This is a genomic window from Lysinibacillus parviboronicapiens (assembly GCF_003049575.1).
Lineage (GTDB): Bacteria > Bacillota > Bacilli > Bacillales_A > Planococcaceae > Lysinibacillus > Lysinibacillus parviboronicapiens.
Genome location: NZ_PYWI01000002.1, coordinates 99,795 through 123,487 on the forward strand (window position 1 = coordinate 99,795; position 23,693 = coordinate 123,487).

General features: G+C 39.5%; 18 protein-coding genes and 1 other annotated feature. Of the genes, 10 read left to right on the forward strand and 8 right to left on the reverse strand.

The genetic code is table 11. The annotated features are described in order from the left end of the window. Positions 1–58 precede the first annotated feature (58 nt). Positions 59–553 (forward strand): YtxH domain-containing protein, encoded by a 495-nt coding sequence (locus C9J35_RS02910; RefSeq protein ID WP_054767246.1) that lies wholly within the window; start codon positions 59–61, stop codon positions 551–553. A gap of 60 nt (positions 554–613) precedes the next feature. On the opposite strand, the gene C9J35_RS02915 is transcribed toward C9J35_RS02910, so the two are convergent. After that, a complete protein-coding gene (locus C9J35_RS02915; RefSeq protein WP_107923366.1) occupies positions 614–2,770 on the reverse strand; it encodes a cell division protein FtsA in 2,157 nt (718 codons plus the stop codon). 171 nt (positions 2,771–2,941) lie between these two features. On the opposite strand from C9J35_RS02915, the gene C9J35_RS02920 reads away from it, so the two are divergent. Continuing rightward, complete coding sequence (locus tag C9J35_RS02920; protein WP_054767247.1) at positions 2,942–4,027, forward strand: bifunctional 3-deoxy-7-phosphoheptulonate synthase/chorismate mutase; 1,086 nt, start codon at positions 2,942–2,944, stop codon at positions 4,025–4,027. A 419-nt stretch (positions 4,028–4,446) separates the two neighbouring features. After that, positions 4,447–5,451: a catabolite control protein A gene (gene ccpA / locus C9J35_RS02925; RefSeq protein ID WP_107923367.1), complete on the forward strand. Its 1,005-nt coding sequence runs from the start codon at positions 4,447–4,449 to the stop codon at positions 5,449–5,451. Positions 5,452–5,537: 86 nt separating this feature from the next. Here ccpA and C9J35_RS02930 read toward each other — a convergent pair whose 3' ends face one another. Genes C9J35_RS02930 through C9J35_RS02940 form a run of 3 tightly spaced genes read right to left on the reverse strand, consistent with a single transcriptional unit; the run spans position 5,538 to position 8,001 of the window. Beyond that, positions 5,538–6,698, reverse strand: a complete 1,161-nt coding sequence (locus C9J35_RS02930) for an acetoin utilization protein AcuC (protein WP_107923368.1) — start codon at positions 6,696–6,698, stop codon at positions 5,538–5,540. Further along, entirely contained in the window at positions 6,698–7,345 is a 648-nt protein-coding gene (locus tag C9J35_RS02935; protein WP_107923369.1) for an acetoin utilization AcuB family protein, read from the reverse strand. Before C9J35_RS02935 ends, C9J35_RS02930 begins: the two co-directional genes overlap by 1 nt. A 23-nt stretch (positions 7,346–7,368) precedes the next feature. Beyond that, the gene (locus C9J35_RS02940; RefSeq protein WP_107923370.1) at positions 7,369–8,001 is read right to left on the reverse strand and encodes a GNAT family N-acetyltransferase; all 633 of its coding nucleotides are present in this window, start codon (positions 7,999–8,001) and stop codon (positions 7,369–7,371) included. 343 nt (positions 8,002–8,344) lie between these two features. On the opposite strand from C9J35_RS02940, the gene acsA reads away from it, so the two are divergent. The 5 genes from acsA to argD all read left to right on the forward strand — a co-directional run bounded on the left by acsA (position 8,345) and on the right by argD (position 14,678). Then, a complete protein-coding gene (gene acsA, locus C9J35_RS02945) occupies positions 8,345–10,072 on the forward strand; it encodes an acetate--CoA ligase (protein WP_420798448.1) in 1,728 nt (575 codons plus the stop codon). Positions 10,073–10,341: 269 nt separating this feature from the next. Then, entirely contained in the window at positions 10,342–11,376 is a 1,035-nt protein-coding gene (argC, locus tag C9J35_RS02950; protein ID WP_201262033.1) for an N-acetyl-gamma-glutamyl-phosphate reductase, read from the forward strand. Positions 11,377–11,436: 60 nt separating this feature from the next. Then, positions 11,437–12,669 carry a bifunctional glutamate N-acetyltransferase/amino-acid acetyltransferase ArgJ gene (gene argJ, locus C9J35_RS02955; RefSeq protein ID WP_107923372.1) on the forward strand — a complete coding sequence of 411 codons (1,233 nt, stop codon included), beginning with the start codon at positions 11,437–11,439 and terminating at the stop codon, positions 12,667–12,669. After that, positions 12,632–13,423 carry an acetylglutamate kinase gene (gene argB / locus C9J35_RS02960; protein ID WP_107923373.1) on the forward strand — a complete coding sequence of 264 codons (792 nt, stop codon included), beginning with the start codon at positions 12,632–12,634 and terminating at the stop codon, positions 13,421–13,423. The genes argJ and argB overlap by 38 nt, the downstream gene beginning before the upstream one ends. A gap of 124 nt (positions 13,424–13,547) precedes the next feature. Then, entirely contained in the window at positions 13,548–14,678 is a 1,131-nt protein-coding gene (gene argD, locus C9J35_RS02965) for an acetylornithine transaminase (RefSeq protein ID WP_107923374.1), read from the forward strand. Between the two features lie 63 nt (positions 14,679–14,741). On the opposite strand, the gene C9J35_RS02970 is transcribed toward argD, so the two are convergent. Beyond that, complete coding sequence (locus C9J35_RS02970; RefSeq protein WP_107923375.1) at positions 14,742–15,647, reverse strand: NAD-dependent epimerase/dehydratase family protein; 906 nt, start codon at positions 15,645–15,647, stop codon at positions 14,742–14,744. Positions 15,648–15,735: 88 nt separating this feature from the next. After that, positions 15,736–18,762, reverse strand: coding sequence for a transglycosylase domain-containing protein (locus tag C9J35_RS02975; RefSeq protein WP_107923376.1), 3,027 nt, complete (start codon positions 18,760–18,762; stop codon positions 15,736–15,738). A gap of 102 nt (positions 18,763–18,864) precedes the next feature. Then, positions 18,865–19,067 (forward strand) — a binding site (T-box leader). A 69-nt stretch (positions 19,068–19,136) separates the two neighbouring features. Here C9J35_RS02975 and tyrS point away from each other — a divergent pair. Next, positions 19,137–20,405, forward strand: a complete 1,269-nt coding sequence (gene tyrS / locus C9J35_RS02980; protein ID WP_054767249.1) for a tyrosine--tRNA ligase — start codon at positions 19,137–19,139, stop codon at positions 20,403–20,405. Between the two features lie 48 nt (positions 20,406–20,453). Here tyrS and C9J35_RS02985 read toward each other — a convergent pair whose 3' ends face one another. Beyond that, complete coding sequence (locus C9J35_RS02985) at positions 20,454–21,263, reverse strand: cobalamin-binding protein (RefSeq protein ID WP_107923377.1); 810 nt, start codon at positions 21,261–21,263, stop codon at positions 20,454–20,456. A gap of 131 nt (positions 21,264–21,394) precedes the next feature. After that, entirely contained in the window at positions 21,395–22,600 is a 1,206-nt protein-coding gene (locus C9J35_RS02990; RefSeq protein ID WP_054767250.1) for an iron-containing alcohol dehydrogenase, read from the reverse strand. An 819-nt stretch (positions 22,601–23,419) separates the two neighbouring features. Here C9J35_RS02990 and C9J35_RS24020 point away from each other — a divergent pair. Beyond that, entirely contained in the window at positions 23,420–23,611 is a 192-nt protein-coding gene (locus tag C9J35_RS24020; RefSeq protein ID WP_235616184.1) for a hypothetical protein, read from the forward strand. Positions 23,612–23,693 lie beyond the last annotated feature (82 nt).

Consider the following 23,693-nt stretch of genomic DNA (forward strand, 5'->3'; position numbering starts at 1 on the left):
AAAAGTTACTGGCATAAATACGCCAAGGCGAATTAGATAAATGGGGAGGAATAGTAGCATGACAACTCAAAAGCCGAATTTTAATGAAGTGAAAGAACAACAATTAGAAAGTTCATTGCCACAGCTTTATCATTCACAAGAATCAATCTATGAAGAGGAGCGTGTGAACATGAAAGATTTTGTCATTGGCGCATTAGTTGGAGGTATTGTAGGGGCAGCTGCAGGCTTATTACTAGCTCCGAAACCAGGGAAAGATTTACGTAGTGATGTGGCAGTACAAGCTGTTAACTTAAAAGACAAGAGTGCAGATTTATCATTAACGGCAAAAGATAAAACTGTACAATTATCAAAACAAATTCAAGAGCAATCTACACAATTGGTAGAAAAAGTGAAAACATTGAAAACTGCAAAAGCGCCAACTGTTTTTGACGATGGTACTGTTTCATTTGAGGGCGAAGAACCACTTGAAGACTTTACCGATAAAACAGACGCAAAGGCAGAGGACGCTGTAGAGCAGGCTACTGAAGACAAAGCAGAAGAAGTTCGTGCGTAAAAACTAACGAAAAGGGATACAATACGTCATATCAAAGACGTTCTGTATCCTTTTTTTTTATTACAATGATAGGTGCGCTTCTTCCAGTAAAATTTCTAATTTATCGCCACCGAATATTTCCGTGTCAAAACTTGCGGGCTGACCGTTTCGTAGTATCGTAAAGTTTCCCTTAAATGTAGTAGGGAGTTGCCAGCTAGAGAAACGAAACACATCCTGATAAATCCATCGACTTTGATCTTTTTCTTTAAATGAAATGGTCGCTCCATTTGGTACGGTAGAAAGCGGTGGTACGACAGCCTGATTGACGAACACTTCATGAGCATTTTTATTTAGCTCTAAAACTTCATTTTGGAAGTGAATAATAATTTTATCCTCGAGTAAAATATTCATCTGATCAGCAATATGTTGAACAGTTGGTAATGCTTGTTGCTGAAATTGAATTATATCTTCGTTTTGGACTGCGTACGACAACTTGCAGGGCTTGCCGTTAATTAATAACTGGGAAGAATACTCAGGTAAATATAAGGGCTTACCATCTACATGAATATAATAAGATTCAAACCGCTTTAGTAAATCCTGATTATTTGTAAAGTTAAATACATCCTCAACTGTTTCAGCTATCTCGAAGGCAATAACATCACGATCGTTTAACAAAGTATCCAGTGAAGCAAGTGCACCATTGACCGTAATTTTTGGTTCAATCACATACTCAGTGGTATGTATAGTTACGGTTTTAATAGCTGCATCATCCACAATATCTCTAACTGTAGCTTTTGCTGTTTGACCGTCCTGACCTTCTATCAAGTGGATGGCATCGCCTGTTTTAATAGTGGTTTTAGTTGAGGCCTGTTGACCATTGACTAAAATTTGTGCTGGTTGTCCGTGGCCACCTGGGATGAAAATATCCTGTCCATTGACGCTCACCGATAAACCATGACCGGGCTTGCCATACAATTGTTTGGCACGAATGTTGGCCGCTAAAAATGCGTCTCCAACTGTCATTTCCTTTAATTCAAATAACCTTACAACTTGTTCATTAACAGTTAAGCTCATATATTGGATAGGCATTTTTTTTGCGGCGATGGCAATCCCAATAGGTGTCACTAGTTCAGGTGAAGGCTTAATATGTTCTTCTTTTGTTAAGTTTTGGATGGCGTCAACGCCACGTACTGCAATACGATTTGTAGGCAAATCGAGCACAAGTCCAAGTTCTGTTGTAAGATCCGGAGTTAAACTCCCGCCACCTACTAGCATGACAGCCTTAGGAGCAGTCCGATTGTTGAGACGTAAGATTTCTTCCCCAATTGCCTGTGCCAGTTGTTTTACAGCAGGTTCAATGGCTTTTAATACTTCGGCTTTCGCAAAATATTGATCAAAACCTAAAATGTCTTGAATTAGGATTTCGTCCTCAGTTTGCAGTTGACGCTTCGCCGTTTCTGCTACTGGAAAGTCGAGTAAATAGTGGTCACTAAGCGCTTCCGTAATTTCATCACCTGCTGTTGGCACCATCCCATAGGCCACAACTGTACTTTTATCAGTAATCGCAATATCAGATGTACCTGCGCCAATATCGACGAGCGCAACATTAAGGCGACGCATTGTGGGCGGGATGAGTACATTGATAGCAGCAATCGGTTCTAATGTGAGTGCTTCCATTTCTAAATTAGCACGCTTTAGAGCTGCAATAAGTGATTCTACGACTACGCGTGGCAGAAAAGTAGCAATCACTTCAATTTGAGCTTCATCTCCTTGTTGATCAAGCAGACTACCGATTTCCTCACCGTCTAGTCGATAATAAAGGACAGAATAGCCTACACAGTAATAGTGGCTCGTTTTTGCATCCTCTTTCTGCTGTAAAAGTTGCTGTTGTGCCTGTTGAACGGCTTGTAATTCTAAACGGCTAATATCTTCTTCTGTAAAAATAGGCCGATTGCGTATACTAATTGTCACACTCGCTTGTTCGGTCTTTAATGAGCGACCTGCAGCTGCTACACTGACCTTTGTTAAAGGGCCATGCTGTTCTTCAAGCTCATGTTTAATTTCATTGATTAAATCTGCCACATACATGACATTATGTATTTGACCATCCACCATGGCGCGCTCTTTATGCTCTTTTACTAAAATATCCTGTACGTGAAAATGATCATTATCTTCTACTAAAATAATGCCGACAACAGAACGTGTACCGATATCAAGCGCAAATAATTTTGAACTCAATGTAATCGCTTCCTTCCTTGATATATCTCAAAATAATTTAGCGAGTTGAAGCGCTAAATTAAAAATGCGTGACATTCTGAACAACATTGATTATAATAATGCTAATATCTAAAAATGTAACATACATTTCAGAGTTCTGAAAGTGTCTGTCATGGGAGAGGAGCAAGAAGCATGAGCCAGAAAGATTTAGAAAGCTTACGTAGTCAAATTGACGGTTTAAACTTAGAAATTCTTCGTCTAATTAACGAACGTGCAGCAGTAGTAGATGAAATCGGTAAAATTAAAGAAAAACAAGGTGTGAATCGTTATGATCCACTGCGTGAACGACACATGCTTGATCTGATTAAAGAACATAACAACGGACCATTAAACCAAATGACGGTTGATTATATTTTTAAACAAATCTTCAAAACAGCACTAAAACAATTAGAAGCAGATAAAAAGAAAGAATTACTGGTATCTCGTAAGAAAAAATCAGCAGATACAATTATAAATATTAACGGTGAACTAATTGGCCAAGGAAAACCATCTTTTGTATTCGGTCCTTGTGCTGTTGAATCATATGAACAAGTAGCAGCTGTAGCAGAGTCTATTAAGGCTAAGGGCGAAAAACTTATTCGCGGTGGTGCATATAAACCGCGTACTTCTCCATATGACTTCCAAGGTCTTGGCTTAGAAGGTCTTAAAATATTAAAACGTGTATCTGAAGAGTATGGTTTAGGTGTAATTACTGAAATTGTCACACCAGGTCATTTAGAAGAAGCACTAGAATATATTGACGTTATCCAAATTGGAGCGCGTAATATGCAAAACTTCGAATTATTAAAAGCTGCGGGTGCTACGAACAAGCCTGTCCTTTTAAAACGTGGTTTAGCGGCAACGATTGATGAGTTCATTCATGCTGCAGAGTACATTATGTCTAAAGGGAATGAAAACATCATCCTTTGTGAACGTGGTATTCGTACGTATGAAAAAGCAACACGTAATACATTAGATATCTCAGCCGTTCCAATTTTAAAACAAGAAACACATTTACCGGTATTTGTAGATGTTACGCATTCAACTGGTCGACGTGATTTACTATTACCATGTGCGAAGGCAGCAATTGCTATCGGCGCAGACGGCGTAATGGCAGAGGTGCATCCAGATCCATCTGTAGCACTTTCTGATTCACAACAACAAATGGATATTCCGACATTCGATGCATTCTACGATACGTTACAAAAGTTCATGAAGAATCATGAGATTCATGCATAATTTTTAAAGTTAAAAACCGTTTGTCATTTTTGACAAACGGTTTTTTTTATACCGTATTAACGACGAGTAAGAAGCCCAACGCAAGTTGAATGATAAGCATGGCACTTATAAGGCTGGCGGAGCAACTGACCGTAAAAGCCAGATTGGTTCACTAACAAACACTGAGGATAGAGAACCCTCGCTGTTTGAAGTTTTACTCTATCAAAAAGAAATTTTGTATAATGAATGATTAGCAATTTGTAGCAGATTGTAAGCATTTCTTGAATAAAAGTACAAAAGTATTCTTTGGTGACAAAATAATGTCTATAATAGTACTATTTGTACTTGGCTTTTCAATACATACACTTACTAGTTCTTGAAAATGATATGAAAATTATCGTATGATAAGGCTATATAAGGAAAAAAGGGAGGCACGTACGATGACTGTTACAATTTATGATGTTGCCCGTGAAGCGAATGTTTCCATGGCAACAGTTTCTCGTGTAGTCAACGGTAACCAAAATGTAAAACCGGCAACACGAAAAAAAGTTTTAGAAGTAATTGAACGATTAGAATATCGTCCGAACGCAGTAGCGCGAGGTTTAGCAAGTAAGAAAACAACAACAGTTGGCGTGATTATCCCGGATATTGCAAACAATGTTTACGCGGAACTTGCACGAGGTGTGGAGGATATTGCAACTATGTATCGGTACAATATCATTTTAGCCAATTCAGACCAAAATGAAGATAAAGAGTTACAACTACTGGATACAATGCTGGGTAAACAAGTGGACGGTATCGTGATGATGAGCGATGAGGTCACTGAAAAAATGCGACAGTCGATGGATCATTCACCTGTGCCGATTGTACTTGCAGGTTCGGTGGATGAATCGCAAACAATCGCAACGGTGAATATTGATTATTTCCAGGCGGCCAATGAGGCAATTACATTACTGATTGAAAATGGCCATACAAGAATTGGCTTTGTAACAGGACCACTTACTTATACGATTAATAGTAAATTCAAGCTTGAAGCTTATAAAAAAGCACTCCAAGATGCAGGTTTAACTATAGATGAATCACTTATTGTTGCAGAGGAATCTAACTATGACACAGGAATAGAGGCTTGGGAAACACTGTCTTCACTTGATAATCCTCCAACAGCCTATTTTGCAGGTAGCGACGAACTGGCAATTGGATTGATTCACGGTGCACAGGATGCAGGTAAAAGTGTGCCAGATGATATCGAGGTCATCAGTTTTGAAAACTCTAAGCTAGCACGTATGGTACGTCCACAACTAACTAGTGTAGCATTGCCCCTATATGATATCGGCGCTGTAGCCATGCGTCTACTAACAAAATTAATGAGCAAAGAGCCTGTTGAAAATGAGAAAGTTATTTTACCGTATCGCATTGAACAGCGACAATCTGTAAAAAGTAAATAAGTTAGTGGATAGAACTGTGAAAGTGACGGATAGAAGTCATTCACCGCTAATTAAAAAAGCCTCATGATTAATGAGGCTTTACTTTTTTAAACCCGTTTTTCCATGCGTATAATATGTAACGCTTTGTCTAACATTTGTGCATTCTTTTCTTCAATTTCGGCCTTTCGTGGGATTGGCTCATAGAGAGGATTTGGATCCTCCCATGTTGGTATAAAGGGCACAGGTGCTTCTGGTTGCCAGCGGTCTAACCAAGCTTGAGGTAGAGCACCTGTTGGCATTTCTTGATCGGTCATTTCCAACCATAGCATAGACCATGCTCTTGGAACAACGCGCCAAATATCGTATCCACCACCACCGACTGCAATCCATTTTCCTCCACAATATTCGTGCGCTAATTTATGTGCAAGCTTAGGAATTTCTTTATATATATTCATAGTGCCATATAAATGTGTCAAGGGATCAAAATAATGTGCATCCGCCCCATTTTGAGTTAAGACAACATCTGGTTTAAAAAACTCAAAGACTTCTCGCATAGCCTTTTCATATATATCTAGGAAACTTTCATCTTCAGTAAAGGCATCAATTGGAAAATTAAATGAAGTACCATAACCTTGGCCATTGCCACGTTCTGTGATATTGCCTGTCCCCGGGAATAAATAGCGCCCTGTTTCATGTATAGATAAAGTACAAACATCAGGGTCCTCATAAAAGCTCCATTGCACGCCGTCTCCGTGATGGGCGTCGGTATCTACATACAGCACACGTGCCTTGTATTTCTCCTGCAAATAACGAATAGCCACTGTACTATCATTGTAAATACAAAAACCCGAAGCGCGTCCACGGAAACCATGATGTAGCCCGCCACCGAGGTTTAGGGCATGCTCAGACTTTCCTTCCATGACATAATCCACAGCTGTTAATGTCCCGCCGACAAGCTGAGCACTTGCTTCATGCATATTTTTAAAAATAGGCGTATCCTCTGTGCCGATGCCATAGCTTTTTCCTTGTGCCTCGGTTAGCTCACCATGTCCTGCTTTTTTTACGATGTCAATGTATTTAGGATCGTGTGCAAGTAAGAGTTCCTCTTCCGTTGCAACACGTGCTGGAACAATATCTATATCATTGAGCGCACTGATATTTTTTAGTAAATCCATTGTTAGCGTCAAACGTTTATGATTGAAAGGATGTGTATCTGAAAATTTATATCCGAGTTGCTCTGGCGAATAAACAAATACGGCCTTTTTCATTATAAAGAAACACCTGGTAAATTTGGCCATAAGACATCGAAGCCCTCTTTACGAAGGTCTTCAATTATAGCTAACGGATTTAGTGTTTTTACTCGGACACTTAATATTTTATTGAGGGTATTTTCAGAATCAGGGTAAACCAAGACGCTTTGGACATTTGCATGATGTGCATTGAAAATTTTCGTGATTTCAAACAAGATACCCGGTGTATCAGATACCCGTATTTCAATTTTAGAACCTGGTTCAGTGGCACCAGTCAGCTCAATATATGTATAGAGCAAATCAGTTGTTGTCACGATGCCGACTAATTTTCCACCTGACACAATTGGTAAACAACCTACCTTAGATTCATAAAAAGTGAGCGCAACTTCTTCGACAAAATCAAGCGGGTGGCCTACAAGTGGATTTTTCACCATGATTCCTTCGACAGCAGCATTAAAAACTGGTGAATTGGGTTCATCACGCAATGAGGAAGGTAATGCCTCTTTAATATCTCGCTCCGTGATAACGCCTAGAACATGACGCTCCTCATCTACGACAGGTATATGACGGACTTTTTTGTCCCGCATCAATTTTAATGCTTCTAGCACAGTATTTGTTGGAGCCAATGTGTACGGCTGTTCATTCATAATCTCTTCTACGATCATATACTCATCCCCTTTGTGTGGTTTTAATACATGAAGCGATTTCTAAAACGAAGTCGATCAAATCTTTCCATTGTTTCGGGTGGCACGCGTTTCCCCTCACGTGCCATCAGGCAGTTAGCAGGATGTGATGTGATTTCAGGGTCATCTGTCGCAAAATATTCAAAGCCAGCGGAGCTCATCATGCGCTCCATCATTTTGCGATAATCCCATACATTTAAACCAGTTCCTTTTAAATCCCAATGCCAATAGTATTCAGTTGTAATAACAAGATAATCTTCCATTTCATCCCCCATAAAAGACACGGCCAACAGTGTTTTACCAGTACCTGTTCCACGGTAGGCTGGGATTACTTCGATAGCCCCTAGCTCAATCATATTATCAATTCGGTCTTCAGCCCAACGTTCAAGTGGATCGGGGTATAGATAGGTAACATAACCTACAATAATATTTTCTTTACGAATTATAATAATTCGTCCTTCAGGGAGTCCTGCAATTTCAATTATGGCTTGCTGTTGTTGCTTTGGAGGTCTAAAGGCAACCAAGCCTTCGTGGAATGAATATGTAGCTAATTTTTCTGGAGGAACAGGTCCTTCCACATACACAGTACCATGCTTTGTTTCCTTAGTAACAGAAAAAAAAGTTTTTTTATGTTCCATAGATACACCACCTGAGTTTAATAATTCCATTATAGCTGATTTCTCGCGTAAAAACGCTTATTTTTGTAAATTATAACTACGTTTTCGGAAAAATAAAAATATTGAGACATTTATAGTAAATTCGTGTAAAATAGATTTATATTGCAACTGTTATTTAACAGATAAATGCTGTTTAATAAGCATTCAATCAATTTTTATTGCATAAACTGTTCTATAACAATTGCTACATAACGTATTTTTCTTTGGAGAAGGTGGCGAATTTTAAGGGGGAATATCGATGCGCAATCGATTTGAAATTTGCTTACTAATGTACTAAAGCGAAAGCAAAGAAAGGGGTAATTTCATGGGGATGAAAACGATGGAGAAATTAAAAGCTTTACCACTGCAGTATAATTTGCCTGATTATGAGGATGTAGCAGCAACACATGATTGGGCAGAGACAGAAAAGGCATTTAGTTGGTTTGAAACAGGCCAAGTGAATATGGCTTATGAGGCAATTGATCGTCATACGGAAACAATTCGTAAGAACAAAGTAGCTCTTTATTACAATGATGGTAAGCGTAAAGAGGCATATTCTTTCAATGAAATGAAAAAGTTAACGAACAAGGCTGCGAATGTATTAAAATCTGCGACAAGTCTAGAAAAAGGCGATCGCTTATTTATTTTTATGCCACGTTCGCCAGAGCTGTATTTCACATTATTAGGCGCATTAAAAATGGGTGTGATAGTTGGACCACTTTTCGAAGCGTTTATGGAAGGAGCGGTATATGATCGACTTTCTGATAGCGATGCGAAAGTATTAGTAACAACGCCAGAGTTGCTTGAACGTGTACCTTTAGCTAAGTTACCAAATTTGCAGCACGTATTTTTAGTGGGTACTGACATTGATGAAACGACACAAATTTTAGATTTCAATAAACGCTTGAAAGAGGCTCCTTCTCAGTTTGATATAGAATGGGTAGACCGTGAGGATGGTATGATATTACATTATACATCTGGATCAACCGGTGCACCGAAAGGCGTATTGCATGTACATAATGCAATGCTCCAACAGTATCAATCGACACAATGGGTGCTTGATTTACGTGAGGATGATATTTACTGGTGTACGGCTGATCCAGGTTGGGTAACAGGTACATCTTATGGTATTTTCGGGCCGTGGTTAAATGGTATCACAATGTTGATTGTAGGCGGAAGATTCTCACCACAGGCTTGGTATCAGGCAATTGAGGATTATAGTGTAACAGTGTGGTATAGTGCACCAACAGCTTTCCGTATGTTAATGGGTGCAGGTAGTGGCGTGCTAGAAAACTATGATTTGTCATCCCTCCGACACGTATTATCAGTAGGAGAACCTTTGAATCCTGAGGTTATTCGCTGGGGTTACGAGGAATTAGGGCACCGTATTCATGATACATGGTGGATGACTGAAACAGGCGCACATATGATCTGTAATTACCCAAGTATGGATATCAAGCCAGGTTCAATGGGAAAACCATTACCAGGTGTACACGCCGCAATTGTGGATGATGCGGGTGAGGAAGTTCCACCATTCACAATGGGGAACTTGGCGGTGCGTCGGGGTTGGCCAGCCATGATGCGTCAAATTTGGGGTAATCCAGAGCGTTATGAATCATACTTCTTGAAAGGTGAGTGGTATGTATCTGGAGATTCTGCTTATATGGATGATGAAGGTTACTTCTGGTTCCAGGGACGCGTAGATGATGTTATTATGACAGCTGGAGAACGTGTTGGACCGTTTGAGGTGGAAAGTAAACTGCTTGAGCATCCAGACATAATCGAAGCAGGTGTTATCGGTAAGCCGGACCCAGTACGTGGAGAAATTATTAAGGCGTTCGTATCTTTACGTGAGGGTATTGAGCCGTCTGATGCTCTGATTGACAATATTCGTGATTTTGTAAAGAAAGGTCTGTCGGCTCATGCAGCACCGCGTGAAATTGAATTTAAAGAAAAGCTTCCAAAAACTCGTAGCGGTAAAATTATGCGCCGTGTGTTAAAAGCATGGGAGCTAGATTTACCAACAGGAGATCTTTCCACAATGGAAGATTAATAGTTTAGTAGTGCACAATTCAGCATTTGGACGTGCTGACACTGAAGCATCAGTGATCTTTATTCGAAAGATGCATAAAGATAAGGCGGGAATTCATTCGGTTAGCGAAGGAGTTCCCGCCTTCTTTTTTCTGAATATGTGATAGCGAGTAGGAATATAATACTTTTTTGACAGAGTATTAAGAAAATACTATAAATAAATAAAAATTCATTTGACTTAATAAATATACAGACGTATACTGTTTTTAACTTATTTCAGAGGTGAGTGCAGTGAAAGTAGGAATTGTTGGCGCAACAGGATATGGCGGTTTGGAACTAATTCGTTTTTTACATAATCATCAGGCAGTGGAGCACATTGATTTATTTACATCCTCAGAAGAAGGTGTTGTATTTTCTTCAAAGTTTGGACATTTAGTTAATATAGCTGATACGCCATTGCAAAAAATTGATGATGAGACATTAGAGAAATTTGATGTTGTCTTTACGAGTACCCCTTCTGGCGTGACAAGTGAGCTATTACCGCCATTGGTAGGAAAAGGTCCAAAGTTAATTGACTTGTCAGGTGACTACCGGTTAAAAGATCCAGCAAGCTATGAAGCGTGGTACGGTAAAAAAGCTGCACCGCCAGAAATCATTCAGCAAAGTGTTTATGGTTTAACAGAATGGAATGCAGACAATGTGAAAAATGCTTCTCTCATTGCAAATCCAGGATGCTATCCAACAGCAGTCTTGCTTTCACTTTTACCATTATTAAAAGAAAAATTGATAGATTCAAACTTTCTAGTAATTGATGCAAAGAGTGGTATTTCAGGTGCTGGTAATAAGCCATCACAGACGACCCATTTTAGTGAAGTTAATGAAAGCTTCTCCATCTATAAAACAAATACACATCAACATATTCCAGAGATTGAACAGGCCATCTCCATGTTTGCGGGTGTGGATACAGCGATTTCCTTTAATACACATTTAGTGCCTATGACGCGTGGTATTTTAACGACAGCATATGCACCTATGATGCCAGATGTAACAGAGAGTCAATTGGTCGCTTGTTTACGAGCTACATACGAAAAGCATCCATTTGTGCGAATTATAACAGATGTGAATAGTCTTGCGACGAATCGTGTAAGGGGCTCGAACTACTGCGATATTTTTGTAAAGGTTGATAGTCGTACAAAACGCGCTACAATAGTTGCTGTCATTGACAATTTAGTCAAGGGGGCAGCAGGCCAAGCAATTCAAAATATGAACGTTCAGTTTGGCTTACCGCAAACGACAGGACTTGATGTTGTGCCGTTTTTCATTTAATAGCATACAAAAAAACGGTGTGCTTCTCTTATTTCAAACAATCTAAGGAGGAATTTCATTATGACATTAACAGCATCAACAAATATTATGAAAAAATTATCAAGTAAAAATATCGTCTCGCCTAAGGGCTTTAAGGCCGCTGGGATGCATTGTGGACTAAAGCATAAGAAAAAGGATTTAGCAGTTTTAGTGAGTGACGTACCAGCAAGTGTAGCTGGTGTATTTACAACAAATGCAGTACAGGCTGCACCGTTGAAAGTAACAAAAGAAGTAGTTTACACAACTAAAAGAATTCAGGCGATGATCGTGAACTCTGGGAATGCCAATGCTTGTACAGGTAAGCAAGGTGTACAGGATGCGTTAACAATGCAAACTTTAACAGCTGAGAAGTTAGGTATTGAGGCAAATCTAGTTGGCGTTTGCTCAACTGGCGTTATCGGAGAAATTATGAAAATGGAGCCTATCGAGAGCGGTATTGCTCAACTAGAACCCCAAGATAATCTTGAAAGTGCTATCGATTTTGCGCAGGCAATTATGACAACCGATACGGTCATGAAAAATACGAGCTATAGCACAATTGTAGATGGCAAAGAAGTCATTATTGCGGGTGTTGCAAAGGGCTCAGGAATGATTGAGCCTAATATGGCAACAATGCTTGGCTTTATTACAACAGATGCCAATATTGAATCGGATGTATTACAAGCAGCATTGTCAGATGTAACTAACCTTACATTTAATGCAATCACAGTAGATGGGGACACATCTACAAATGATACGGTAGTAGTGATGGCAAATGGCTTAGCCGGCAACGAATCTTTAACAACTGCACATCCAGATTGGCAAAATTTCTATTATACTTTAAAAACAGTTGCACAAGACTTAGCGAAGATGATTGCCAAAGATGGAGAGGGCGCAACAAAACTAATAGAAGTTGAAGTGGAAGGTGCCATTTCTGATGAGGAAGCGCGTAAGATTGCAAAGACAGTTGTTGGTTCGCCGCTTGTAAAAACAGCAGTATTTGGTTGTGATGCAAACTGGGGGCGTATTATTGCAGCGGTTGGCTACAGTGATGCAACAGTTGACCCTGACAAAATTACGATTCAAATCGGTGGCGCAACAATGGTTGAAAACGGTGAGCCAATTCCTTTCTCAGAAGATGAGTTAATTCAAATTTTGAAAATGCATGAAGTGAAAATTTATGTGTCACTTGGTATAGGTGAGGGCAAGGGGCATGCATGGGGATGTGATTTAACTTATGACTACGTGCAAATCAATGCATCATACCGCTCGTAAACGCATGGTCATTAAGCTTGGTGGTAGTACACTTGAAGGCTTAAATAAAGCGTTTTTTGAGAACTTTAAAAAATTACAGGATAGCGGCGTTGAACTGATTATTACACACGGTGGTGGTCCTGCTATTAATCGCGAACTTGCAGCACAAGGCGTTGAATCCCATGCATTGAATGGCATCCGTGTAACGAGTGAGTTAGCAATTGAGATAGTACAGTCAACACTAATTGGTAAGGTGAATCCAGCACTTGTCCATCAATTGACAACTGCAGGTATTATGGCAGTTGGTTTAAATGGCTTTGACAATCATTTGATTGTAGCAAATTTACTAGACAAAGATGTTTACGGCTTTGTCGGCGAGGTTCAGTCCGTAAATACAACACTTTTAGAAGTGTTAATTAATGCGGGCATTGTACCTGTAGTTGCTTGTGTGGGGGCCGATGAAGATGGTCAGGCACTTAATATTAATGGTGATACCGTTGCAAGTGAAATCGCGCTGGCAGTGAACGCTGATAGCTTGTTGCTTGTCACAGATGTAGCAGGTATTCGTATTGAAGATGAATACCAAACAGAGGTAACACCTTCCCTGATAGCTCAGTGGATTGAGCAAGGCCATATCTACGGTGGCATGATTCCGAAGGTGCAAGGTGCAATTGATTGCCTAGATGCCGGTATCCCATCGGTACAAATTGTTGGGGATCATTTATTAGGTACAACTATTAAAACTTCATCTAGTAAAAGTCTTTCTTCATTATAGTAGTGAGTTGGGTATTCGTCTTAACGAAGGTTTAACGAGATTTTTTCGAAGTATTTATTGAGTGGGTTCGATTAATATCTGGACAAATTACGCCAAGGCGTAATCAATAGAAGGAGCGGATAACATGAGTGCTCTATTTGGAAACTACGGCAAACGTCGTGCGCAAATCGTCAAAGGGCAAGGAACTGTTGTGGAAGATGCTAAGGGCAAAAAATATTTAGATTTTACAAGTGGTATTGCTGTTGTTAGTCTCGGGCATGCACATCCTGCAATTGTGAAGGCGGTACAACAACAAAGCGAGAAGTTATGGCATATTTCCAATCTATTTGAAATACCTGGACAGGAAACGGTTGCACAAAAATTAGTGGCAGATACGCATTTCACTTATGCGTTTTTCTGTAATAGCGGTGCTGAAGCAAATGAAGCTGCTATTAAGCTGGCACGTAAGCATACAGGGAAAAACCATATTATAACTTTTGAAAAATCGTTTCATGGGCGCACTTTTGGAGCAATGTCTGCAACGGGTCAAGGAAAGGTACATAATGGCTTTGGACCACTTGTAGATAAATTTACGATTCTACCTTTCAATGATGTTGAATCTCTAGAAGCGACGGTTGATGATACAGTTGCAGCAATTATGCTAGAAATGATACAAGGAGAAGGGGGCGTAAACAGCGTAACACCTGAATTTGCAGCCTCACTTGCAAAAGCATGTGCGGAAAAAGGGATTCTACTAATTGTGGATGAAGTTCAAACGGGTATCGGACGTACAGGGACACGTTTTGCCTATGAGCAAACTGTGTTGAAACCACATATCGTAACATTAGCAAAAGGCTTAGGCAGTGGCTTCCCAATCGGTGGAATGCTTGGAACAGCTGAGCTCTACGATACATTTGGACCGGGCACGCATGGGACAACATTTGGCGGTAATCCACTAGCAATGAGTGTTGCAGAAACAGTGCTAGATCACGTCTTTGCACCGGGTTTTTTACACAATGTGCAAGATCTATCCGCCTATTTTATAAAACAATTGAAAGCCAATTTACCGACGACCTATACGGTGCAAGGGCAGGGCTTATTGCTGGGTATTGGCTGTGGCGACACTGAGGTAGCATCTTATATCAAAGAGGCTGAAGAAAAGGGCTTACTCTTAGTGGGAGCGGGGCCGAACGTTATCCGACTCCTTCCACCACTGACGGTCTCAAAAGCGGAAATCGATGAAGCCATAGCGATTTTAAAAAGCATATTACGATAAAAAGCGTGCACCCTTAAAACGGGGTGCAGGCCTTTTCCTATTTATAAAATCCAAAATCAGTAATCAATTCCGTTGAGACATGATTGTTTCTTGTTGTTCTTTTACTAAGGAGTTAATTAGCTTAGGCAGCCAATCGTTTAGCTGACTAAATGTAAAGCCTGTTGCTTCTGCCTTGGCATTCGACATATACCAATCTGCTGGAATAGCGTAAGGAGATTGTGAATTTGCATCGCCTCCTAACAGTGAAACTTTCGCATGCTTGCCACTTGCTTCTTCAATAAGTCCAAGTAAGTCTTTTAATGAAATAGCACCACTTGCTGTGGCATTGAATGGTCCCTCAATTGTAGAAATACCTGCAAAATATAAAAATGCAGCGGCCTCATCATCGGTAATAAAACTCATTTTTGCATCGACATTTGTAAGTGTAATGGGTTGTTCATTTACTATACGCTCCACATGAAAGTTTAAACGGCGTGTATAGTCTTGTTCGCCCACAACGATTGGGAAACGCACTGTCACAACAGGGAACGAAGCTTTTTTAAATAGTACTGCTTCCGCTTGACGTTTACCTTCACTATAAGTGAAATCCTGTCGATTCCCCATACGAATTTCATAGTTATACGGGTTAAAATCGGCTTCTGTTTTTACAATACCATCTGCTTCATAAGTCGCAAGCGTTGAGGTAAATATAAGCTTGGTTGTTTTACCTTCTAGAATTTCTATAATCTTTTGTGCATCTTTTGGAGAATAGCAAATATTATCGTAGACAATATCCCATGTCGTATTCGAAAGTGCTTGAACTAATGTATGTTCATCATCTCGATCAGCGATAAGTTGATGCACTTGAGAGCCAAAAGGATTGCCACTTTGACCACGTGTTAAAATCGTTACATCATGACTGTTTTGAAGGCAAAGTTCCACTAATTTTCTCCCCAAAAAACGTGTGCCCCCTAAAATTAAAATTTTCAACGTTAATCCACCCCTTCATGTAGTTGTCTTCTCTATCATGACAAAAAACCGGCTCACTACAATTTAAATAATGTAGTGAGCCTGTTTATTATTGACTTGGCTTTTCAGGAGGTGGGGTTGTGGTTGTGCCACCATTATTTTCTCCAGTGGAGCCATTACCGTTGTTATTACCGTTGTTATTACCGTTGTTATTACTGTTGTTGTTGCCATTGTTTGAGCCATTGGAACCGTCAGAGCCATTGCCATTTTCAGTGCCTGTGCCATTATTTCCTGAACCATTCCCATTATTCGAACCATTTTCATTACCCGAACCTTCATTGCCATTTGTAGGTGGAGTAGGTGGTTGTTCTTGATTTTCTTCTGGATCAGGTTCAGTTTCGCTGCCACCTGTAGATACAACATTGGATTGAGCTGAGGTCAATCCTGTAATATCGACAGCTACAACTACATATGCTTGTCCACTTGCAACTGAAATACTTTGTGTAGCTTCTAGTACTGAATTGACTAGAGTATTCCCGCCATTCGTCACGTTATATATACGATAGCCGACAACATCATTGGAAGAGCCAGACCAAGATAAGGTATTGCCATTAATCGCTGCCGTTACAGTTGCTGGTGGACTTCCATCTGCTGGGAAATCGACGGCTGATACTGATGAATTCGATAATGATGAATTTTTTGGAAGTAAACTTCCAGGATTTCCTCCAAGTCTTCCTAGCATACGTTTAATAAAGGCTTGGTTAATACCCGCACCACCTGATTTTACAAACTCTGATGGCGTATTTGGGTGTGCGTTGTATGTCTTTCCTTTAATCGTTACAACGCTTGAAGATGCTAAGCTATCATCTGGCTGTGATGGTAAAAATACTTTAGCATTAAATAAATCTGAGCGCACTAACCCAGCATTTGAACATGCTGCAGAGGGTGCTAATCCAGAAATACCACAGAATGAAGCGGTCACTACATTTTTTGGTGCCTTAAAGTTCGTAGGAGCATCAATTAATTTTGGATCCACATCGTACATAGCATTCATTAAGGTACCCCATAGTTTGTTAATACGGACACTTGGTTGCAAATACGTATTATTAAATGCATATAATGAACGTTGCTTATCATAGCCCATCCATACGCCTAATGAAACATTCGGATTATAGCCGACTAACCAAACATCTTTGTACTCTTGTGAAGTACCAGTTTTGGCAGCGAAATCAGAAGAGAATTTTAATGTATTTCTGGCAACTGTTCCTGTTCCTTTAGTTAAAACATCACGCATCATGTCTGTGACAATATAAGATGTTTCAGGACTAAATACTTGTACAGGTTCTACTTCATGTTGATAGATGATATTACCATCTAAATCTTCAATTTTTTCAATCATATAAGATTCAATAAATTGACCACCGTTCGCAAACGTTGCAAAGGCATTTGTATTTTCTTCAACAGTCGTTCCTACTTCTAATGCCCCAATACCTGTTGCAAGATTCGTATAATCTTCAGGCTGTAGCTTAGAGAAGCCCATTTTAGCTAAATATTCGGCAGGACGTTTATTAATAATATCATTGTACAAACGTAATGCAGACAAGTTTTGTGAATCAGCTAATGCTTCACGTGCAGGAATCAGTCCACGCTCATCACTCGTAATATAGTTGTTGGGACTCCAAGAGCCGATAGAGAATTTCACGTCTACTAGTGGGCTACCTGCACCAATAACACCGTATTCTACTGCTGGAGCATAAACGAGTAATGGCTTCATCGTCGAACCATTTGGTCGAAAAGCTTGAGTCGCATGGTTTAACTCTGTAGTTTTAAAGTCACGACCACCAACGAAGCTTAAAATACGTCCTGTACTATTTTCAATTAAAATACTGCCAACTTGTACAGGCATTTCAATATCTATTTCTTCACCTGTTATAGGGTCCTTACCTTTACCTGTATACGTATGGCCGTAGTATTTAAAGTTATCTGCCGCTTTTTGCATGGCATCGTACATGTCTTTATTAATAGTAGAATAAATACGATAGCCCTTTGAACGGACATCGCGGTCTGCCAAAATCATATACTTTTCTTTTAATTTTTTTTCTGTTGTCAAGCGTTCTGGATCTACGCCATCTTCTTTCGCTAGCTTTGCAGCAATAATTTCTTTTGCACGATTTTCAAGCTCATACGTTAACCAAGGATAGCGATCTTCTGATGCTATTTCTGGTGAACGGAAGTCTGCTGTAATGTCGTAATTTATTGCGTCTTTGTACTGCGTATCGTTAATATAGCCTGCTTCTTTCATGCGGTAAAGAACAGTTTTCATACGATCAATACCTGGCTTAAGAGCCTCTTCGCTTTTTAGTACACCTGTATTCGTAAATGGAGTATAAGCATAAGGAGCTTGCGGAATACCAGCTATGTAAGCGGCTTGCGCTAGAGATAAATCTTTGGCCTTTACTCCGAAAATTCCGTCAGCTGCTGTTTCAACCCCTGCAATATTACGACCAGAAGCATTACGGCCATAAGGAATAATATTTAAATAGGACTCTAAAATTTCTTCCTTAGTCATAAAGTGTTCTAAACGCATAGCGAGTAGAATTTCTTTTGCTTTACGTTCATACGATACTTCATTTGTTAATACTTGGTTTTTAATAAGTTGTTGTGTTAATGTAGAGCCACCTGTTTGTGTCGCAGAATTTGTCACGTCTTGCAGTAGCCCACGAATAACAGCTTTCGGAACAATGCCATTATGTTCCCGGAAATATTCGTCCTCTGTTGCTAGTACGGCATTAATAACATCTGGTGCCACAGCGCTTAGTGACGTTTCACGGCGATCTAAATCGGTGCGCAATTTCCCGATATAAATATCGTTGGCAAAATAAATTTCACTTGTTTCCTCATAGTTGAAAATATGCTCACGTAATTCTTCTTTAGAGCGCAGTGGTTCTTCTTTTACAAGTGAGGCGAAGTAGCCGGCGCCAACCGAGCCAACAAATACAGTGCCTACCAATGCAAAGACTAAAAATAGTAAAAATAAGTTCCAGGTAACACTACCTGAAATACGTAATGTCTTCATCCATTTTTGTTCGAGTAATTCATCGATCTTTGCATTGATTTTCTCAATCCAATCTTTCAAGGTATCGACCTCCTAAAATCTTGTCTATTATAGCATAGATTGAATTGACTCGAACATAGTTATTGACATTGAAAAAGAATCGTATAGAATAGTGCTTATAGTTTTCTAGTGATGAAGAGTTTGCAGTAGTGTCTATATTCCCTGTATAGAGAGCCAGCGGTTGGTGAAAGCTGGTCATAGTGTAGAGACGAATTACGTGCTTGGAGCTTAGACGTGCGCGCCTGCGATAAAGGCGATTGAATGAGTGGAAGATGGATGACATCTTCAAGCTGGGTGGTACCGCGTTAGTTATTAACGTCCCTGCATGCAATGTAATTTGCGTGTAGGGACTTTTTTGTTTCTATACGCGACAATACAAATTAGGAGGAAAAACAATGGCAAACGAATTATTACAAGATTTAGAATGGCGTGGTCTGCTTTACCAACAAACAGACGCTGAAGGAATGGAAAAGCTGTTACAACAACAATCGGTTTCTTTGTACTGTGGTGTAGACCCAACTGCTGACTCTATGCACATCGGACACATCGTACCATTATTGACACTGCGTCGCTTCCAGAAAGCTGGTCATCGTCCAATTCTACTTGTAGGTGGAGCAACAGGGATGATTGGGGATCCATCTGGTCGTTCGGAAGAGCGTCAACTGCAAACAGTTGAACAAATTGATAAAAACGTGCAAGGTATTCGTGGTCAATTAGAACGAATTTTTGATTTTGCTGAAGATGGAAATGGTGCACAACTTGTCAATAACCGTGACTGGATTGGCGAAATAAACACGATTGAGTTTTTACGAGATTACGGGAAATTAATTAACGTCAACTACATGCTAGCAAAGGATACAATTGCTTCACGTCTTGATACAGGGATTTCATTTACTGAGTTTGCTTACACGTTAATTCAAGGTATTGATTATAATCATTTATATAACCATTACAATTGTCGTATTCAAGTGGGTGGTTCTGACCAGTGGGGGAATATTACAACTGGTTTAGAAGTTATTCGGAAAACACATGAAGAAGAAACAAAAGCTTTTGGTATCACAATTCCGTTAGTAACGAAGGCAGATGGTACAAAGTTTGGTAAAACAGCTGGTGGGGCTGTATGGTTAGATAGCACAAAAACTTCTCCATATGAGTTCTACCAATTCTGGATTAATGCAGCGGATGCCGACGTTGTCAAATATTTAAAAATCTTCACATTCCTATCTCGTGAAGAAATCGAAGCATTAGCCGTGTCTGTAGAAGAAGAGCCGCATCTACGTAAGGCTCAAAAAGCACTGGCCGAAGAGATGACACGTTTAATTCATGGTCAGGAAGCATTAGAGCAAGCAATCCGAATCACGGCTGCCTTATTCTCGGGTGACTTAAAAGCACTTTCTGCCGATGAAATGAAGGATGCTTTTAAAGATGTACCTTCTATTGAAATGGCAAAAGAAGATAAAAATATAGTGGACTTACTTGTGGAAGCGGGCATTTCATCATCAAAACGTCAAGCTCGTGAAGACGTAACGAATGGTGCGATTAGTGTTAATGGTGAAAAGGTAACAGCTTTAGAATATGTTGTCGATGCCAAAGACCGTTTAGAAGATGCATTCAGCATTGTACGTCGAGGCAAGAAAAAATACCATATGGTAAAATTTTTATAATGACATATAACGACATCCCCTCGAGTTTACGCGAGGGGATGTTTCTTATTAGCATGCTAAAAAACGCGGAAGCTTTAGATGCGCATATTCTTCTGGGTGAAGTAATTTTGCTAGTTTTAATGCCCCTTCCACCAGACGAGGTGATGGGCGACAATAAAGCCATTCTTCCATTACATGAAGTTGATTCATTTTAATGGCTTGTAGCTCCTGTGCATGTGGTCGTTTTAATAAATTTGCTGGCTGTATACGCTCGAAGGTAACACCTACCCAAGCCATCATAATATAGTCAGGATTACGACTTATTACATCTGTCCAATCCGTTTGCACGCTTGCTAGCTCGACATCTTGAAATAGATTAGAGCCTCCTGCAATGGCACTAATTTCGGTGAGCCAGTTTATTTTTCCTGGTGTGAAAATGGGATTTGGCCACCATTCCCAATAAATGGTAGGGTGATGATGGATGGATTGTGCAACTGTGCGAAGGTGCTCGATAAATTGTGAATATTCTTCTGCTATTTGTTGTGCACGCTGTTCTACTCCACAGGCTTTCCCTAATATTTTAAGTTCTTGAGCGATTTCCGCTAATGAATTCGCGTTAAAGACAAGATGAGGAATATTTCTTTCTTGTAATGCTTCTATATTTTTTTCCATGCCAGGTACACTTAAAGATGCAAGTACGAGATCGGGCTGTAATGCTTCTAATGCATCTATGTCAATCGATAAATCAGGCCCTAGCTTGGGCAGTTCGTGGACAGTCGCAGGCCAATCAGAAAAATCATCGACACCAACAAGCTGATCTGTCAAACCTAAATAAGCGACTAGTTCGGTATTACTAGGACAAATCGAGATTAAACGCATATTTTTTTTCCTCCCAATTACTTTTATGAAAAGTATAGCTGGTGTTGCGCTTGTATACAATGTTTGGAAATTTTTCATGTCATAGAAAAAGACGTGCCTCAAAAATATGAGACACGCCATTTCGTTATATTTTAAGAAAGTGCGACAGCTTCAAGCGACTCTGCTGTTTTCACTACAGGCCCCATCGCATTTGTAATAATCTGTTTGATGTCTTCTAATGTGGCTTTACGCGGATTTGTGGCAGCACATACGTCTAGCATTGCATTTTTCGCTAAAGTTTCAATATCCTCATCCTTCACGCCTAATTCACGGAAGCCACTTGGAATATTTAAGTCTTTTGATAAGCTTTCAATGGCAGTGATCGCTTTTTCCGCAGCATCACGTTTGCTTAAGCCCTCAACATTTTGCCCTAATAGTTCGGCAATCCTTGCAAAACGCTCTGTACGTGCCGTTAAGTTGAAGCGACAAACATGAGGTAGTAAAATCGCGTTACATACACCATGTGGAAGATTGTAGAAACCACCTAATTGGTGAGCAATCGCATGCACATAGCCAAGTGAAGCATTATTGAACGCCATACCTGCTAAGAATTGCGCGTATACCATTTGCTCTCGAGCTTCTAAATCTGCACCGTTAGCATAGGCGCGTGGTAAAAATTCAGGAACTAGTTGAAGTACCTTTTCACCACAAGCATCTGTAATAGGTGTGGCATCTGTTGATACAAATGATTCAATTGCGTGTGTTAGCGCATCTAAACCAGTAGCCGCTGTTAGAGCTGGCGGTAAGCCAATCATTAACTCAGGATCGTTAATCGATACTAACGGTGTCACATGCTTATCAACGATCGCCATTTTCACTTTACGAGCAGTATCTGTAATAATCGTAAAGCGTGTCATTTCGCTTGCTGTACCAGCTGTCGTGTTAATAGCGATTAATGGCACTAGTGGGTTTTCTGATTTGTCAACGCCTTCATAATCATGAATGCGTCCACCATTCGAAGCAATAATTCCAATACCTTTTGCTGCATCATGTGCACTACCGCCTCCAAGTGAGACAATTGAATCACAGTTCTCGGCATGATATACTGCGATACCATCTTCAATGTTTTGGTCTGTTGGATTTGGTTCTGCTTTCGGGAAAATTGCAACATCAATTCCAGCTGCTGTAATGATGTTAGCAATTTGTTCTGAGAGACCTAATTTGTGTAAGCCCTCATCTGTTACGATCAATGTCTTTTTCACTTCTAAATCATTTAAGCGTTTACCAACTTCTTGAATTGCTCCAGGTCCAAATAAGTTTGTTTTCGGCATGACAAATTGCTTTAGAACGTCTGACATATTTCCAACCCCTTTAAAATAATTGTTATTGCTTGAATGATGGCGAACCACCTTCCGAAATTCATGTTATTCTATTTTTTGTAAAAATTCAACTCGTATTTTTATTAAAATTGTTAATATTTAATGTGTTATTATCTTACAAAAAAGTTAAACCGTTTTACAATAGTGTGGAAGCTTTAGTTACATAGGAATGTTGATATATAAACGATTTAGAAAATATTTTCTTATGAAAGTAATATATATATTTTGGGAATTGGTTCTATTTTGAAGGAGATTTGAATAGTAAATAAATGATAATCTGTTTAGAGTATAAGGATAGTGATTATGGTGTTTAAAAAGTAGGGAATTGCTATTTTAATGTATGAAAAATCAATTCTCTAAGTAAGAAAGATAGTAATGTCCTCTTTAGGAAGTTAAATGGAGAGGGGATAGCCCTACGACATAAAAAGTTTAAAATTAAATGCTACTAAAGTTTAGATTTTTTACTGTGTGGATTTATAATATTTAAAGCAATATTTTTTTAATGTCCATTGCTTTCTTGTATTGTTGTAGTGCTCCATATAATCATCTACCATATATTTAATTCTGCTAAGCTTTCAGCTTACGTGCCTCTGCTTTTTCTAATTTCTTTTCAGCAGATAGGTTATCTTTTTTTGTCGACCAGAACCTCCTTTTCCACGTCTTTCCTCTAAAAATGCTTGTTCTCCATGAGTGTCAAAACACCTGGGGAAGATGAAGTATTACGGTACGCAAAGCAAGCACTAAAGACGCAAGTTGAAGAATTAATGTTTAAGTACTTAACCTAGGGAGAGAATGAGCATGGCTACAATATATAAATTTTCAAATAAAACATTTCGAGATATAACAAAGGAAAGAGTAGATGTTGTGAAAATCGCTTCTGGTTTTATGGGAGGGACGGTTAAAGTTTATGAGCGTAAAGGAGCAGTAATTATCCATAGTGAAAACAAACAATCAAGTCATGCAAGTATTTCAAATGAAAACGGCCAGTAAAAGAATGGGAAATTAGATATGCTATAGAACACATTTTAAAAAGAGACCTAACAGATGTGAATATACGTGTCAGTGAAACTGG